A 17,624-nucleotide genomic window follows, 5' to 3' on the forward strand; every position below is an offset into this window, starting at 1 on the left:
TCATCATTAAAAATGGCTGTGGCTTTCACGCTTCTTTCGCGTTGCGCCACGCGATGTGTGCTGGGCGCAACGGCCACTTGCTCAGATAACCCTCAAGTGCAAATTCCGGTAGACGGATTCGTACCGTTCCGCACTGCCCGACCAATCCAGCGACTGTGCCATGCCCCCCTGAATCAGGCGCCCCCAGGCCACAGGATCCCGGTAGCGGCTCAAGGCACGCGTGATCGCGGCGATCAGCGCTTCGGCTGTGGAGGGCGTGAAAACGAAGCCGGTGACCTCATCCACCACAGAATCGGCCAGCCCGCCCGTGGCGTGAACAATGGGCGGTGTGCCGTAAACCAGGCTGTAGAGCTGGTTCAGGCCACAGGGCTCAAACCGGGACGGCATCAGAAAGCAATCGGCGCCAGCCTCGATCAGGTGGGCCAGGCCTTCGTCAAACCCGATGCTCACGTGGACGCGCCCTGGGTGCTGCTGCGCCATGGAGCGCAGGGCGCTTTCCAGCTCGGCATCGCCCTTGCCCAACATGACCAACTGGCCACCCTGGGCGATGATTTCCGGCACCGCCTGCACGATCAGGTCGCTGCCTTTTTGCGCGGTCAAGCGGCTGACCACGCCAAACAGCATCGCCTGCGGATCAGGGTTCAGGTGGCAGCGCATCTGCAGCGCCGCCTTGTTGGCCCGCTTGCCGGTTTGCACAGTCGAGGCGTCATAGCGTTGCGGGATGAAGGTGTCCACGGCCGGATGCCACACCGCCGTGTCGATGCCGTTGAGGATGCCGTGCAAACGGTCGGCGTGGTCGCGCAGCACACCCTGCAGGCCAAAGCCGAGCGGTTCTTCCTGGATTTCACGGGCATAGGTGGGGCTGACCGTGGTGATGGCGTCCGCGAATTGCAAGCCACCTTTCATGAAGGACAGCTGCGACCAATACTCCAGGCCGCTGACCGACAGCCACTCGTCTGGCAGGTCCAGGCCAGCGGCCTCGTCCAAGGGGAACAGGCCCTGGAAAGCGAGATTGTGGATGGTCATGACGCTGGCCGCCCGGCCCGGCAGGCGGCTCAGGTAGGCGGGCGCCAGGCCGGTGGGCCAGTCATTGCAGTGGACGATGTCGGCCTGCCATCCCGGCACGGGCGTGAGGGTGCTGCCCAGGCGGGCCGCGACCTGGCTGAGCCAGCCAAAGCGGACGGCGTTGGTGGCATGGTCCTGGCTGCTTTCATCTTGATAAGGGCCGCCAGCCAGGTCATACAGCGCCGGACAGTCCAGCAGCCACAGCGTGAAGCCAGCAGTCTGATGGACGGATGGCGGGGCCTGCACCAGACGCGCAGCGGGCCACACGCCTTGAGCCGGGATGTCGGCCAGCAACTCGCCTTGGTCCAGCTGATCCCGCAAGCTGCGGTAAGCCGGCATGAGCACTTTGACGTCATGGCCCCGTTCACCGAGGGCTTTGGGCAAGGCTGCCGACACTTCACCCAGGCCACCAGTCTTGACCCAGGGGGCGCACTCCGGGGTGACAAACAAGATCTTCATGACAGCCCAGACGCCTGGTCGGCGGGGACCAGCACGGCGGCCGGCCAGTGCCTGAACAGGTCAGCCAATGACAACGCCCCGGCAGGTCCATCGTTCACCGTCAGGATCCGGCCAGTGAGGACATCACGCCACCGAGCAGGTGCACCCACCGCCAAGTCCACACGCGCATCGCCCCAGCATTCCGGGCGGTGCAAGGCGCCGTGATCTCCTTGCGTCAGGGCGTGCAGCAGGCGGCTGCCGATGGTGATGCATTGTTGGCCGTCCATGGCCCGGGCGTAAGCCACCACGTGTGAGGCGGCCGCCCCCACCACGGGCAGCGCTTGGTAAGTGCCTCGGCTGAACAGCTCCGGGCAGCGAGCGCGCAATTGCAGCAGGCGCCAGGTGAACAACATCTTGGGTCCGCCGTCACGCCAGTTTTCCTGCAGGGTTGACAGCGCACGCTCGTCGGCCTGGCCGCCCGCGAACATCGTTTGCACCTGAGCGTGCCGGGCCCGCAAGGCTTCGAAATCCACGGGTCGGCGGTTGTCGGGGTCCACCAGGCTGAAGTTCCAGGTCTCGCACCCTTGGTAGATGTCGGGCACGCCCGGCGCGGTCAACTTGAAAGCCACCAGATTGAGGCTGTTCAACGCCCCGAAGGGCGCGATCTGGTCAACGAAGGCTTGCAGGTCCTTCAAGAAGGGATTGGGCTCCAGCTGCCCCAACAGTGAATCGATGAAGCGTGCCAAAGCGGCCTCGTACGCCTGGTGGGGGTTGACCCAGCTGGTCTGCTCTTTGGCTTCGCGCACGGCCTTGAGCATGTAGGCTTGAACGCGCTGGCACACGTCGGCCAGCGTCTCGCTGTTGACGGGAGTCAGGGGCCACACACCCACCAAGGTCTGGTACAGGAGGTACTCGTCGTTGCGCGTGGGCGCGAGCATGCCGTCGATGCGGGTCGTGCGCTTGTGGTTCATGGCCTGCCACCGCTCAATGGCGCCTTGCCACGCTTGCGGCATTTCCGACAGGACGTCGATGCGGGTGCGCACGTCTTCGGAACGCTTCGTGTCGTGGGTCGAGGTGGCCAGCATGTTGTGGGGCGTGAAGCGGGCCCGGTGCTGGTTGGCCGCGTGGAAGGCGCTGACCGACAGGCCAAAGTGGCGCGGGTCGCCCCCCACGTCGTTGAGCGAAGCCAGGCGGTGGTATCGGTAAAACGCCGTGTCCTCCATGGACTTGGCCATGACCGGGGCGGTGAACTGCTGCCAACGGTAGACCAGGTTCAGCATGGCCTGGCGGCGTGCGAGATCGGGCTCGGTCGGCGCGCCCAGCATGATGTCACGCAGGTAGTCGATGACGCTGACCTCCGAAGCACGGCTGCGACGCTTGGCGCTGGCGGTGGCCCAATCGATGTGCTGGCGATCCGCGTCGCTGAAGCCTCGCTCGCCAATGTAGGTGCGGTAAACCGGGAAGGCGGCCGCCACAGCACGCAATGCCACGCGCAAACGGTTGCGGGTGAAATCGCAAGTGCGGCGATCACCCAAGGCGATGCGGTGCAAGGCCTCGGTCAGCACCTCCAGGTCACTGGACAATGAGGTGGCGATGATGTCGAGCTTGGCCTGGTACAACACATCGTCGAACACCAGCTTGTGGCCGATGAAGTCGGTGTAAAGCCGATCGAAGTCTTCTTCGTGCTCGCCATCCACGAACAGGCCGTTGACCAGGTTGGAAAAGCGGTAGCCCGTGCCGCCATGCACGGGCCAATCTGGCGGCAGTCGCTCGTGGTCGGCCAGGATCTTTTCCACGGCCAGGAACAAGGCCTTGGGCGCTTCGTCCGGTTCGTCCGCCGTGCGCATGATGGCGAGGTGACGCGATTGCAGCCGCTTGAAATAGCCTTGCGGGTCGCAAAGGCCATCCGGGTGATCGACGCGCAAGCCCGCCACCTTGCGGGTTCTCAACCACTGGAAGATGGTGTGGTGCGTGGCCTCGAACACGGTTTCCCGCTCCATGCGCACGGCGGCCAGGGTGTTGATGTCGAAAAAACGGCGGTAGTTGATGTCATCGCCCGCGACCCGCCAGAAGGCCAGCCGGTAGGCCTGCTGCCTGATCAATGCATCCAGTGAATCGAAGCTGGCGGCCTCACCGGGGATGCCGTTCAGGGTGCTCAGGCAGGCATCCACCCAGTGGCCCAGCCAGTTGAAGCGGCTGGCCAGTTGGGCCAATTGCCGCTTGTGGATGCCCTTGTCACGGTGCCGCACGGCGCGCTGCGCTGGCGCCTCATCATCTCGCGGTGGCAAGCTGGCGAAGGCATGCAGCAGCGACTGAACGATCTGGACCTCCTCGCTGACGGATTCATCTGATGGCGCAGGGGCCGACACCACGGCCATGATGTCGGCGTAGTGGCGGGGATCGATGGGGAAACGGTGGTCGTGGTAGTGGATCCTGAACTCGCCCGCCAACGCATCGAAAGACAGCTTGAGTTCGCCCGCCTCCAGCACCTTGCCGTAGTGGTCGCCCAGCACTGGCAGCAGGACCTGGCCCGACAGCTCGGGCGCGGGCGGGTTCCAGTCGATGTCAAAGGTCTCGGCATGCACCGAGGCCTGGCCGCTCTCCAGCACGTCCAGCCACCAGGCATTGTCGGCCTCCAGCACGCCCATGTGGTTGGGCACGATGTCGATCAACTGGTGCATGCCGTGGCGCGACAGGCTCGCGCACAGTTGCTCGAAATCGTCTTCGTCACCGATCTCGGGATTCAGCGCGTTGTGGTCAACGATGTCGTAGCCGTGCGTGCTGCCGGCTCGGGCTCGCAGGTAAGGCGAGGTGTACAGGTGGCTGATGCCCAACGCATCCAGGTAAGGCACGATGTCCATGGCATCGCTGAAGCGAAAGCCTTGGTGCAGTTGCACGCGGTAAGTGGCCCGGGGAATCACGGCGGTGGCCAGCGCCGGCAGTTCATCCATGGGGCCATGAGGCGCCACCTCGCTGGGCCGCGCGCGTCGCAACGCTGCGCTGACCGACAGCAGACGGGGATCGCTGGCCAGGCTTTCCAACGCGATGCCCAACTTGCGTCGCCAGTTGGGAAACTGCGATTCACTGGTGCCCGGAATGTTCACCTGGATGAGCTGCTGGGTGACATCCTCCAGTTGGACACCCACCAGTTGCGAGGGCGTGCGCCCCAGGAAGCTGTAGACCGCATCGGTGAACGCGGGTGAGGTGTCGTCCATCGATGGCGGGTGCACGCTGGCATCCTGGGGCGTGACGCCTTCTTGCGCCAGGGCCAACAGCAATTGCGCCCGATCTTGCGCGCGGCCCACCACCTGCTGCGCCCGCACTTCATCGCTGGGAAACAGGCCCAACTCGCTCCGCAGGTCCACGTCCTTGCCATTCCAGAAACCACGCAAGGTGGGCAAGTCATGCGTGCTGACCACGGCCAGGGCATGAGGCGGCCAATCGGCAGGCGGCTTGAAGCGCCCATCGTGCGTGCGCTCAAAAAACAAGGGGCAGTAAGACAGCAGGTATTGGTCGCGCATGGCCTCGCGCATGCGGGGCGGCACAGTTCCCAGGTCTTCTCCAATGACCAGACAACCGTGGCGTTGGCTTTCCAGCGCCAGGATGCCCATCATCTCTTCAAAGGGGTAGTTCATGTAGGCGCCCGATTTGGCACCGTCTTCAGGGTGGATCCAGAACAGCCGCATCAAGGCCATCACATGGTCGATGCGCAAGGCCCCCGCGCAGCGCATGTTGGCGCGCAGGGTGTCAATGAAGGGTTGAAAATCCTGTTCGCGCAAGCGCGAGGGGATCATCGGCGGCAACCCCCAGTCCTGGCCATTCAGGTTGTAGTCCTCTGATGGCGCACCAACGTGCAGGCCCATGGCATACAGGCTTTGCCGGGACCAGGTTTCCGCCCCGCCCTCGTTCACGCCCACAGCGAGGTCGCGGTAAAGGCCGATCGGCATGCCCAATGACTCGGCCCGCGACTGGGCAGACTGCAGTTGCAACTCGGCCTGCCATTGCAGGTACTCGAAGAATTCGACATGGGCCTCGTGCTCGCGCTCAAAATCCGCCACGGCGGGCGACTGAGGATCTTGGTAGGCTTGCGGCCACAAAGACCAGCCCCACACCGACGAGTCTTGCGCATGGAAGTGCGCCTGCAAGGTCTCGAACAAAGCCTGGCGGAGCAACTCGGTGCCACGCTCTTTCTGGAAGGCCCTGAACGCGCGGCCGCGGTGGGTATCGGCAGACAGGTGGCGCAGGTGGAAGTGCTTGAACAGCATCTCCAGCACCTCGAACTTGGCCGCCGCCACGCCCTGGTAGTTGACGATGTCCGGTGCGCGCAGGGCCTGCAGGCGCTGCTGAAACGCCACGCTGTTGACCAGGTCAAGCGCAAAGCGGCATTCGGCAAAATCAGGCACCGCCGTCACATCGATGTACAACACGTTCAGGGCATTGCGGCTGGACGGGCTGTAGGGGCTGGCCCGCTCGGGTTCATGCGGGAACAAGGCGTGCAAGGGGTTCAGGCCGACAAACGATGCGCCCTGCCCGGCCACGATCTCCAGCAAGCGTTTGAGGTCTGAAAAATCGCCAATGCCCCAGTTGTCGTTGGAGCGCAGGGCGTAAAGCTGGATGCTGGGGCCCCATAGCCGCTCACCCTGCTTCAGCGCCTTGGGCTCGTAGCACCGGGGCGGACAGACGATGACCCTCGTGCGTGCCACCTCACCTGACGACTGCGCAGCCGATTTAAGGGTGAGCTGGTGGTACCCCAATGGCAAAGTTTGCGGCAGATCAATGCGCAGGTGGAGCGCATCAAGGCCGTCATCGTCACGCGCAAACATCAGACCGCCATAACGCTCGGCGTTGTCGCAAGCCAGCGCCCAGGTGTAGCGGCTGTCCGAATCGCCGTGCGGTGCATGCTTTGGCAGCGAGATGCTGATGCTCCCGGGCTGGCCCTGGCGCAGCACGACAACGGAAGGCATGCGCCGATGCTGCTCCTGGCCTTTCAAGCGGGACAAGGTGGATCGCGCCGCCTCATCGCTGTCGGCATCCAGGCCCATGGCTTTCAGCAACTTGCGCAAAGAAGTTTCCGGCACCTCGCGGGCATGCCCCCAAAAGTCGTTGTAGCGGCTGGCCAAGCCCACATGGGCGCACAGCGACTCAAGGCCCGAGGAACTTGGCATGTTGTCCATCAGCTTGCAGTCCGGTCAATCCACCAACCACCCGCCCAAGGCCCCAGCTCATGACCGGACACCTCGCCCACCACCATCAGCGCGGCCGCCACATCCAAAGCGGCGGCAGAACCGAGCCAACTCAAACGCTGCGCTGAAAGGTTGACCACCATGTGCAGCGCGGCCCCATCACCAAGCGCCCAACGCACCCTCAGCCCGTGCTCTCCGATGCGCTCAGCCTGGTGTTCGCCAGCCGGCATCGTGGGCAGGTGGGGGACGATCCACAAGCGTCGCAGGGCCAGCAGCTCGCGGTAGAAACTCAAGCACCGTTGACCTTCAGGCTTGGTGGCGGCAGTCCAATCCAGTTGGCTGCGCCGGAAGGTGACCTCATCGCAAGGGTCGGGGATCAGCGCTCGTGTCGCGGCGTTGGCAAACTGCGGGAACTGGGCAAACTCGCGACGGCGCCCTTCCGTCACGGCCGTGCGCAAGTCGCCGCTCCAGTCGCTGAAGTACAGAAATGGCGTGGCGGCACCAAACTCCTCACCCATGAACAACAACAGTGGCGCAGGATTCAGCAAGTGCATGGCGGTGACCAGGCGCAAAGCAGGCTCACCCACCAATTGCGCAAGGCGCTCGCCCATGGCGCGGTTGCCCACCTGATCGTGGTTCTGCAAGAAGTTGACCATGTTCAGCAAAGGCTGGGGCAATATCGTTCGGCGCCTTGGTTGGGCATGCGCCCAGTTGTGCGGCCCACCCTGCCACACCAGGCCATGGGTCAGGCTGGTGGCCAGTTGCCCCAGGGTATCGTCCACATACTCGGCGTAGTAACCATCGCGCTCGCCAGTCAACAGCACGTGCACGGCGTGATGAAAATCACCATTCCACTGCCCCTCAAACCGGCCTGGTGTGCCGGGCTTATCCAGGCGCGATGCATCATTGCTGTCGTTCTCCAGCACCAGGTGAATGTGGCGCTGCGGGAAGGCCTGACGCACACGGACCGAGAGCGCAGCCATGATGTCCAGGCGCGAGTCATCCAGCATCGCGTGCACTGCATCAAAACGCAGACCGTCAAAGCGGTACTCCTCCAGCCAGTACATGGCGTTGTCAATGAAGAAGTCGCGCACCGTGGCGCTGCCAGGCCCGTCAAAGTTGATGGCCGCGCCCCAGGCCGTGTGATGCTGCTCAGAGAAAAACCCGGGCGCGTAGCGAGGCAGGTAATTGCCATCCGGCCCAAAGTGGTTGTAGACCACGTCCAACATCACCATCAAGCCCAGGCCATGGGCCGCGTCGATGAATCGCTTCAAGTCGTCTGGCGTGCCATGGCTGCACTGGGGCGCGAAAAGCAGCACGCCGTCATAGCCCCAGCCAAAGCGGCCCGGGTAGCTGGCCTGCGGCATCAGCTGGATGGCCGTGATGCCCAGCTCGGCCAAATCTGACAAGTGGGCCTGCGCAGCGGCGTAAGTGCCCTCTGGCGTGAAAGCGCCCACATGCATTTCGTACATCACGGCTTCGTGCCAAGGCAAGCCCTGCCAAGCCTTTGAGTGCACCCACTCAAAACTCAGCGGATCAATGACTTCGCTGAAGTCGTGCACCCCATCAGGGTTGCTGCGCGAAGCCGGGTCCGGCACGTCCAACTCGCCATCAATTCGCCAGCGGTAGCGGCTGCCCGCCGTCGCCTCTGGCACGAACAACTCGTACCACTCGCGGGCAGGATCATCACTCCCCTGACAGGCGTTGCCATGGACTTCGATGAAGCGCGCCTCGCCGCCTTCGGCCACCTGGATCTTCAACACCAGCTCGACGCGCTTGGCAGCCGGTGCCCACAAGCGAAAATCAACGCCACCGCCTTCGCGCACCTGGGCACCGAAGCGCATGGCATGGGCCTGTCTCGCCATCATCCAGGCTCCTGCGTGAACACAACCATGGACCTGGCGGCCAAGGGATAAGCCTCGCCCGCCCGCCAAGCCTGCTGGTCGGGCTGGCCGTGGTCATGGCTGGTGTCAAAGCGCGCGGTCCAGTCCTTTTGTTCGTAGTGCGGCGGCAGGGTGAATGGCACGTCCTCGTGGTGCCCGTTGATCAGCATCAGCAGCGTCTCGGCATTGGCACGGCGGCCATGCTCGTCGTACTCGCCCGTGTGGCGGCCGCAGAACATGGAGGCCACGGTGCGGGCTTCTGGCTCTTCCCAGGCCTCGGTCGTCATCTCGCGGCCTTCGGCATCGAACCAGGTGACATCGCGGTGGCCATCTTCGTCAATGTGGCCATCCAGGAAATCGGTGCGGCGCAAGCCGGGCTGGGCCTTGCGAAACTCGATCAGGCGCTGCACGTAGGCCAGCAGGCCCTGCTGATCGGGTGTCAGGTTCCAGTCAAACCAGCTGATCTCGCTGTCCTGGCAGTAACCGTTGTTGTTGCCCCCTTGGGAGCGCCCGACCTCATCACCGCCCAGCAGCAAGGGCGTGCCTTGCGACAAGAACAAGGTGGTCAGCAGATTGCGCTGCTGCTGTAGGCGCAGGGCGCGGATGGCCTCGTCGTCAGTCTCGCCCTCGGCCCCGCAGTTCCAGCTGCGGTTATGGCTCTCGCCATCGCGGTTGTCTTCGCCATTGGCCTCGTTGTGCTTGTCGTTGTAGCTGACCAGGTCGCGCAGGGTGAAGCCATCATGCACGGTGATCAGGTTGACACTGTCGGTCGGGCAGCGCCCTCGGTGTTCGTACAGGTCACTGGAGCCACACATGCGGCGTGACAACTCGGCTACCGTGTGTTCTTGCCCACGCCAGAAGTCGCGCACGGCATCGCGGTAAAGGCCGTTCCACTCCACCCAACCGGGCGGAAAACCGCCCACCTGGTAGCCGTTGTCACCCAGGTCCCAAGGCTCGGCGATCAGTTTGACGCGCGACAGCACCGGGTCTTGTGCCAGCGCGGCAAAGAAACTGCTGTGGTGGTCAAAGGCCGATGCACTGCGGCCCAATGTGGTCGCCAGGTCAAATCGAAAGCCATCCACGTGCATCTGTGTGACCCAGTAGCGCAGGCTGTCCATGATCAAGCGCAGCACCACCGGGTGGTGGCTGTTCAGGGTGTTGCCGGTGCCGGTGTAGTCCACGTAATAGCGCGGGTCTTCTGGGCTGAGTCGGTAGTAGGTGGCGTTGTCAATGCCCTTGAAGCACAGCGTGGGGCCCAGATGGTTGCCCTCGGCCGTGTGGTTGTAGACCACGTCCAGGATCACCTCCAGCCCGGCGGCGTGCACGTCCTTGACCATCTGCTTGAACTCGTTGATCGAGCCCGCGGCGCTGTAGCGCATCTCGGGCGCAAAGAAGCCGATCGTGTTGTAGCCCCAGTAGTTGCGCAGGCCTGACTCGACCAGGCGCTGGTCATCGATGAAGGCATGCACGGGCAACAACTCGATCGACGTCACGCCCAGCTTTTTCAAGTGGTTCAACACCGGGGGCGAAGCCAAGCCGGCGTAGGTGCCCCGCTGGGCCTCGGGCACTTCAGGATGGCTTTGGCTCAAGCCTTTGACATGAACCTCGTAGAAGATGGTGTCGCGCCAAGGCACTTGCGGCGGCTGGTCATCGCCCCAGTCAAAGGACTCGTCCACCACTTGCGACTTGGGCATGCCTGGCGCGCTGTCGTCATTGTTCTGCGCCAGGTCTTCGTCAACTGCGTCCAACTCATAATCGTAGTGGGCTGGGGACCAATCCACCGACCCGACGATGGCCTTGGCGTAGGGATCAATGAGCAGCTTGCTCGGATTGAAGCGCTGTCCTTCTTCAGGCTGGTGCGAGCCATGCACCCGATAGCCATACAGGGTGCCCGCCGAGCAACCTCGCACATAGCCATGCCAGACATGGTGCAACCTGCGGCTCAACTCAAAGCGGCGGATCTCGTGGCCGTCTGGCGCATGAAAGCACAACTCGACCTTGTCGGCCGTGCTGGCGTAAAGCGCAAAATTCGTGCCGTTGCCATCGAACGTGGCCCCCAGCGGATAGGCCTGCCCGGCTTCCAGATGCCAGGCGCGCACAGCTTCAGCAGCCCGCTTCTCTCCCGATGACTTCTTCATGGTTCAGGCGTGCCGGCTGGTGACGTCACGCTCCACCGGAACGGTGCCTGAAAAGTAACCTCGGGGAACGACCACGATGCCGCCCTCGCTCACGTGGAAGCGCTGCCGATCCTTCTCCAGGTCATGGCCGATCAACTCGCCCGGCGGAATGTGGTTGTTCTGGTCAATGATGGCGCGCCTGATGCGCGCACCGGCGCTGATCACCGAGCGCTCCATCACGATGCAATGCTCAAGCTGGGCGTCGGGCTCAACGATGACCGACCTGCGCAACATGGCATGGTCCAAGCGCGCGCCATTGATCACACTGCCTGAGCCCACCACCGAGCGATTGATCAAACCATTTTCGATCTGCGCCGATTCAGCCGAATCGTTGCTGGAGTAAATCGGCCACTGCGGGTTGCTCATGCGAAAGCGCGGCTTGGCGCCCAAGGTGTCGAAATGCGCGTCGAAATAGGCATCGATGGTGCCCACATCCCGCCAGTAGGCCGCTTCCTCATAAGGCTGGGTACCCGGCACCTCGTTGGTGCCGAAGTCGTAGGCCACCAGCTTGTGCGTTTTCATCATGCGCGGCAGGATGTGCTTGCCGAAATCGCTCTCACCCAATTCTTTGGCACGCTTCAATTCCCGCAACAGCACATCGGCCTTGAAGATGTAGTTGCCCATCGAAGCCAACGCATGCCCCGGCCGACCTGGCATTGACTTGGCGGTGGGCGGCTTTTCAATGAAATCAACCACACGGTGCTCGTCATCAATCTCGACAATCCCGAACGAGGAGCTTTGCGAAACCGGCACCGGCAAGGTCGCCACACTCACATCAGCCTGGGTCTTCAAATGGAACTCGACCATCTGGCGAACATCCATGCGGTAGATGTGATCGGCCCCAAACACCGCCACCAGGTCGGGTTGGGCGCTTTCAATCAAGTGGATGTTCTGAAAAATGGCGTCGGCCGTGCCCTGAAACCATTCTTTGCCCGAGTGCATCTGGGGCGGCACCACGGTGATGAAATGGTTGGGGATGAACCGACTCATGGTCCAGGACTGGCGCACGTGCTCAATCAAGGACTGCGACTTGTACTGCACCAGCAGGTACACCGAGTAGATCTCGGAGTTGACCAGGTTGCTGAGCACGAAGTCCACGATTCGATGCTTGCCGTTGAACGGAACCGAAGGCTTGCAACGATCTGCCGTGAGCGAGTGCAGGCGCGTGCCCTCACCGCCCGCCATGACGAAAGCCAGCACGTTCTTGCCGGCGATCATGGCAGCCTCCGCCCAGTCAGCTTGGTGTTTGCAGTCATCGCCAGGTCCTTGAATAGATCGATGATCTCTTGGGGCAATCAGCGTGCCCATTCATCGAACGCTTCAAATCCGGAAACCCAGGCCCGTGCGTGTAAACCTGTCGAAAAGCCTTGTAAAAGCTGCGCGTCAAATCAGCCGGCGGGCACCGGCTTGGTGTTGACCGGCCAGCACAATGCCGCCGTGAGCACGGCCAAGGCCACGTGGATGAGGTAGACCGGCTGGAAGTCGGCATGTTGCACGCCTCCGTGGCCAATCAACACCACCGTGATCGCCACCCCCAGCACCGAACCAATCTGCCGTGTGGCCTGGTTGACGGCACTGCCCACCGCATAGTGCTCCGCTGGCAGCTTGTTCACGGCCGCGGCCGACAAGGACGGCAACACCATGCCCACGCCCACACCGCTGAGCAGCAAGCCTGGCAGCCAGTCGCGCAGGTAGTTCACCTCGGCGCCCGGCACCAGCAGGAACCACAAGCCACTGGCCGCGTAGATCAGGCCGCCACCCACCAGGAAGGGCCGATGCCCCAGCCGCCCCGCCAGCCGCCCCGTGATGATGGCCACCGGCATGACCAGCAAAGGCCCCGGCGTGATCGCCAAACCGGCGCGCGGCAGCGTGTAGTGCCAGACCCCGGTCATGTAGAAAAAGAAGGCGAAGAACATCATCGAGAACGCGATGCCAAACGACAGCGTGGCCAGGTTCACGTAGCTGTAAGTGCGGTGGCGGAACAAGCCCAGGTCCACCAGCGGCGCTGGCGTGAATCGGGCCCAGGCGATGAAGCCGATGAAAGCAATCGCACCGGTGGCAAAGGTCATCAGCAGATCGGTGCGGTGCCAGCTTGGCGCGTCGGACTGCACGATGCTCAAGGCGATGGTGCCCACCGCCACGATCAGCAAGCCCACACCCACCGCATCCACGCGGCGACGGGTCTCGGGGCGAACCGATTCGGTCAGCCTGGACGCCCCGCGCCACAAAGCAATCGCACCCAAAGGCAGGTTCAGGTAGAAAGCCCACTGCCAGCCCACGGCATCCACCACGAACGAGCCCAGGCTGGGGCCAATCGCCGCCGCCAAGCCGCCCACCGCGCCCCACAGGCTGATGGCGACGGCGCGCTTCTCCTGCGGAAACGCGGCCAGCACGATGGACAAGGATGCGGGCGTCAGCAAGGCCGCGCCGATGGCCTGCAGCACACGCGCCGCGATCAGCCAGCCCACGCTGCCAGCCAAGCCGCAGGCCGCCGACGCGGCCAGGAACAACACCACGCCGAACATGAACACGCGCTTGCGCCCATGCGCATCGGCCAGGCCACCCGCCGGGATCAACATGGCGGCGTAGACCACGGTGTATGCATTGAGCACCCAGGACATGTCCGCCGCCGAGGCTTGCGGGAAGGCGGCGCGCAAGGCGCCGAAGGCCGCAAACAGCATGGTGCTGTCCAGCGACACCAGGAACACCGCCACGCTGGCGATCCAGAAAACCGGCCACAGCGACGCCGCAGAAACCGATGGGTTTGGCGACACCACAGTGATGTCAGGATGGGTGGCTGCTGCGCGCATGGCGGTCTCTCCGTCTCGGTGAGGTGAGGTCAGGTCAGGCGTCGGCCGGGACCAGGTACACGCCCGGCTCGGCGGACAAGCCCTGCTTGACCTGCTGCGTGAACTCATCGGCCAGCACCTCGTCGGCACCCGCTTCCAAGGCGTCAAACGTGCGCGCCACGACCACCCCGGGAGGTGTCTTGGGGGCATCAAAACCGCTCGTCATGTCGGTGTCGATGAACCCCACGTGCAGGCCCAGCACCTGCGTCTTTTGTCGGCGCAGCTCGTGGCGCAAGCCATTGGTCAGGCCCCAGGCGGCCGATTTGCTGGCGCTGTACACGCCCAGCACGGGCGAGTTGATCCAGCTCACCACTGACAACACGTTCACGATGCCGCCACCGCCATTGGCCGCCAGCACGCCCGCGAAAGCCTGGCTCAACAGCAGGGGGCCGAAGAAGTTGGTCTCCATGTGCGCTCGCGCGGACTCCACGCTGTTGGGCGCCAGAAATCCACCGGTGTTGGCAATGCCCGCGTTGTTGACCAGCAGCGTGACATCGCCCAGTTCGGCCGCCACGCGCGCCACATCCGCGGGATTGGTCACGTCCAGCTTCACGGGGATGACGCCGGGCAGCGTGACCGAGGCGGGATCGCGCGCGCCGGCATACACCTTGCGCGCACCACGGGCCAGCGCCTCTTTGGCGAAAGCCAAGCCCAGGCCCCGGTTGGCACCGGTGATGAGAACCACAGCGTTGTCGAGTTTCATGGTCATGTCCTTGGTCTATTTATATGATGATCATCATATATTTGGTTCAAAAAATCGCCATCATTCTGGATGGCGCGTTCAGGGAAACTGCAGTGTCAATCGGGCTGGTCGTGCTGAGCCAGCAAACTTTGGCGATTTGCCTTGAGCAAAGCCTTGCCTTGCGCGTTGTTGCCAAGGGCACGGGCCAGTTGCAAGGCCCCCACCATGGTGCTGGCAATCACCATGGCTGCATCGGCTGCCGCGCTGGCGGGCAATGTCTTCTTCACCAACTTGACCATGCCTTGCACCCGCAGCACCGATGCGTCGCGCACCTCCGGGGCCTGGCGGGGTATATCGGAGCACAGCGCTGCCACAGGGCAGCCATGCTCGGCGCCGACCAGGTGAGCATCGGACAAGTAGGACTCGACCAAGGCGCGAAACTCGCTGGCACCCGCTGCCTGGCGTTCGGCCATGTGGCGCGTCATGTTGGTCAAGCCGTCCTGGCCGGCCCGCTCCACGGCTTCAACCAACAAGGCATTGCGGGAAGCAAAGTGCGCGTAGAAGCCGCCATGGGTGAGGCCCGCTTCCTTCATGATGTCGGCCACACCAACGCCTTGGTAACCGGCGCGGCGGATGGCCCGTGCAGCGGTTTCGACAATGCGATCGTGGGTGGCCTCGCGGCGGCTTGGTTTGGCGTCCATGTCGATATATTACTGCTTTTTATGATGATCGTCATATTTTTATGATGACGGCATGGGCATTGGTGAATTCGCCTGTTAACGCAGGCGTTAGGATTGCCCGGCATAATCAGCACAAGTTCAAAGGGGAGTCAGCATTCAATCATCAAGGCTCAACCATGAAATTTCGTGAAGTGACGCTTGCAAGCGGTCAAAGCTTCCAAGTTCCTCAAGGCATCCAGCGCATCGACTCCAAATCCACCCATGGCTGGCAAGTCAGATGCCAGGGAACCAAGCTCTTCTCAGACGGTGAGAGCGCAGACGCCCAGCTTTCCTTGGCCAAGGCCACACGTGAACTGGCCGCACGAATCTCGGCCATGCCTGCGCCAAGTGGTCTCAAGCAAGGCCCAAGCGCCAACAAAACGTCTGACCTTCCTGCGGGGATCTCCGGGCCCATTGTTCGGCAACGCGCTGGCCGCGCACCCTCGGCGGTCCTTTCAGTCCTGCTGCCACGGTTTGGCATGTCGGCCGAGGTTAAGACCGTTCACATCGCTAGCGAGAATACGTACACGGTCGAGAAGTACCTCACCGCGCTCGCAAAAAGCACCGAAATGCGCGCTGCAGCCGTCAAACGCTATGAACAGGATGCACTGCAAGCCCAGCATTCAACGATCGTGAGTTTGCGCAAACAAGCTCAGGCGTTGCGGACGCATCGCGCGTAATTGGTCAGCGTCTTCTGGTGCAAGTCGTTGAACAGAACGGCGAATGTTCTCGGGCGAGAGTGCCTCCCGTCAATGTGGCTCAAAGCGCCAGCCGCAGGAGGAGGCTTCCACATCCTGCCGCCTTTGCAGCATGCCCTGGGCGAGCAGACAACTCAGACGGGAGCGAGCGCCCCCTGCCCCACGCAGTTCATCTGCATTTTCTGGAAAAAAGCCATGGCAAAAATGGCATCCGTCCATTTGTCAGCCCGGTACAGAACATGGCGCGAACTGCCTACCAACGTCTTGGGCGAGATGCCCACGTCATAGGCCTTTCTTGCTTCGTCGAAATCGATGTCCAACACAGCTCCGCGCAATGATGCGTCCCATTCATCGTCCGCCCGGCCAGCTTCACGCCCAACAACCGCCAGATGGCAATCATCGTGAAGCTCGTATCGCCAGGTGAAGCCCTGATGTCCAGCCTCGCCCAACTGGCGCAAATACTTTAAAAGCTGCGGTCGGTTCATCTGCTCCGCTGTCAACGGTGAGACATCTGACGTTGGGTACCCATCGGAGCAGGCTGACAGCGCGACTGCCACCATCAACCAGACGCACATCTGCCGCCGACCCCAACCAGCCCGAGCCGTGCAGGCATGCAAGGGAGTCGATGGCCGATCATTCATGGGTAGCCAGAACAGGCGTGGCCAACACCTTGTCGATTCGTTTACCGTCCATGTCGACAATCTCGAATTTCCAGGCCTCCCACGTCGTGATGTCCCCCTCTTTCGGTAAACGCCCTGTCAACAACATCATCATGCCGCTGAGGGTGTGGTATCGACCGCGGTCTTCTTCTGGCGTGCAATCCAGGCCCAGGCGATCCTTGAGTTCGTGAATGGGGATGAACCCGTCCAGCAACCAAGACCCGTCGTCTCGTTGCATGGCCCAGGATGTGTCCGGATTGCGAGGGTGGAACTCGCCCGTGATGGCCTCGACCAGATCCTGCAAGGTGATGATGCCTTGCACCTCCCCAAATTCATCGATGACGAACGCCATGTGAACGTCGGACTCCCTGAAGTTGCCCAGCAGTTCCATGCCGGTCAAAGTCTCCGGGACATACAAAGGCGTTTGCACATGCTCGCTGAGATCCTTGGTCCCACTTCGCACAGTCCGCGCCAGCAATTGACGCGCATTGACCAGTCCAACGATGTGAGACAGTCCGCCTCTCACCACCGGAAAGCGGGCATGATTGGACTGCTCGATGCGTCTAAGGTTCTCCTCGAACGGCTCATCAAGATCCAGCACCACCACGTCGCTGCGAGGCACCATCAGAGAGCCGATCTGACGGTCATCGAGGCGAAAAACATTGCGAACCATCGCGTGCTCGTTGGACTCAATGACACCTGCACTCGTGCCCTCGGCCAGCACGGCGTGAATTTCTTCTTCGGTCACATTGAACGTTGCGCCCGCTTTGACACCCATGACCCGAAGCAAGGTGTTGGTTGACACGGTCAGCAAACGCACGAAGGGCTTGGTGGCCGTGGCCAACCACCCAATGGGCTTGGCCACCAACCGCGCCACGGCCTCAGGATTGGTCTGCCCCAGCCGCTTGGGCACCAGTTCGCCCAGCACGATCGAGAAATAGGTGATCAAAACCACCACCAAGCCGGTCCCTGCATAGCCCGCGTGAACCTCGTTGAGCCCCTGCGACACGAACCACAGCGACAAGGGCTTCGCCAGAGCGGCCTCACCCACAATGCCGTTCAAGACCCCGATGGAGGTGATGCCGATCTGAATGGTGGACAGAAACCTGGTCGGATCCTCCCCCAACTTGACGGCCGCGGCCGCCCCACTGTCCCCCTCGTCGATGTGCCGCTGCAGCCTGGCTTTGCGGGCGGTCATCAGACCGATCTCGGACATGGCAAACAAGCCATTGAGGATGATGAGGAATAGAAGAAGGGCAATTTCCATGATG

General features: G+C 62.6%; 11 protein-coding genes. 1 reads left to right on the forward strand and 10 read right to left on the reverse strand.

The annotated features are described in order from the left end of the window. Positions 1 to 81 precede the first annotated feature (81 nt). The 8 genes from glgA to Q7V20_RS13550 all read right to left on the reverse strand — a co-directional run bounded on the left by glgA (position 82) and on the right by Q7V20_RS13550 (position 14,978). A complete protein-coding gene (glgA, locus tag Q7V20_RS13515) occupies positions 82 to 1,524 on the reverse strand; it encodes a glycogen synthase GlgA (RefSeq protein WP_304791924.1) in 1,443 nt (480 codons plus the stop codon). After that, complete coding sequence (locus Q7V20_RS13520; RefSeq protein WP_304791927.1) at positions 1,521 to 6,677, reverse strand: malto-oligosyltrehalose synthase; 5,157 nt, start codon at positions 6,675 to 6,677, stop codon at positions 1,521 to 1,523. The genes glgA and Q7V20_RS13520 overlap by 4 nt, the downstream gene beginning before the upstream one ends. Beyond that, complete coding sequence (treZ, locus tag Q7V20_RS13525) at positions 6,677 to 8,554, reverse strand: malto-oligosyltrehalose trehalohydrolase (RefSeq protein ID WP_304791930.1); 1,878 nt, start codon at positions 8,552 to 8,554, stop codon at positions 6,677 to 6,679. Before treZ ends, Q7V20_RS13520 begins: the two co-directional genes overlap by 1 nt. Further along, the gene (gene glgX, locus Q7V20_RS13530) at positions 8,551 to 10,707 is read right to left on the reverse strand and encodes a glycogen debranching protein GlgX (protein ID WP_304791933.1); all 2,157 of its coding nucleotides are present in this window, start codon (positions 10,705 to 10,707) and stop codon (positions 8,551 to 8,553) included. The genes treZ and glgX overlap by 4 nt, the downstream gene beginning before the upstream one ends. Positions 10,708 to 10,710: 3 nt before the next feature. After that, on the reverse strand, positions 10,711 to 11,964 hold the full coding sequence (locus tag Q7V20_RS13535; protein WP_370652470.1) for a glucose-1-phosphate adenylyltransferase: 1,254 nt from the start codon (positions 11,962 to 11,964) through the stop codon (positions 10,711 to 10,713). Between the two features lie 170 nt (positions 11,965 to 12,134). Next, positions 12,135 to 13,556 (reverse strand): MFS transporter, encoded by a 1,422-nt coding sequence (locus tag Q7V20_RS13540; RefSeq protein ID WP_304791937.1) that lies wholly within the window; start codon positions 13,554 to 13,556, stop codon positions 12,135 to 12,137. A 34-nt stretch (positions 13,557 to 13,590) separates the two neighbouring features. Beyond that, a complete protein-coding gene (locus Q7V20_RS13545) occupies positions 13,591 to 14,298 on the reverse strand; it encodes an SDR family oxidoreductase (RefSeq protein WP_304791940.1) in 708 nt (235 codons plus the stop codon). Between the two features lie 95 nt (positions 14,299 to 14,393). Continuing rightward, the gene (locus Q7V20_RS13550; protein ID WP_304791943.1) at positions 14,394 to 14,978 is read right to left on the reverse strand and encodes a TetR/AcrR family transcriptional regulator; all 585 of its coding nucleotides are present in this window, start codon (positions 14,976 to 14,978) and stop codon (positions 14,394 to 14,396) included. 155 nt (positions 14,979 to 15,133) lie between these two features. Between Q7V20_RS13550 and Q7V20_RS13555 the strand changes: the two genes are divergently transcribed. Further along, positions 15,134 to 15,676: a hypothetical protein gene (locus tag Q7V20_RS13555; protein ID WP_304791946.1), complete on the forward strand. Its 543-nt coding sequence runs from the start codon at positions 15,134 to 15,136 to the stop codon at positions 15,674 to 15,676. Positions 15,677 to 15,828: 152 nt separating this feature from the next. Here Q7V20_RS13555 and Q7V20_RS13560 read toward each other — a convergent pair whose 3' ends face one another. Together Q7V20_RS13560 and Q7V20_RS13565 are read right to left on the reverse strand one after the other, a co-directional pair. Then, the gene (locus tag Q7V20_RS13560; protein ID WP_304791949.1) at positions 15,829 to 16,179 is read right to left on the reverse strand and encodes a hypothetical protein; all 351 of its coding nucleotides are present in this window, start codon (positions 16,177 to 16,179) and stop codon (positions 15,829 to 15,831) included. A gap of 148 nt (positions 16,180 to 16,327) precedes the next feature. After that, positions 16,328 to 17,620 (reverse strand): hemolysin family protein, encoded by a 1,293-nt coding sequence (locus tag Q7V20_RS13565; RefSeq protein WP_304791951.1) that lies wholly within the window; start codon positions 17,618 to 17,620, stop codon positions 16,328 to 16,330. Positions 17,621 to 17,624 lie beyond the last annotated feature (4 nt).

The sequence above is a fragment of the Aquabacterium sp. genome (assembly GCF_030652515.1).
GTDB lineage: Bacteria > Pseudomonadota > Gammaproteobacteria > Burkholderiales > Burkholderiaceae_C > Aquabacterium.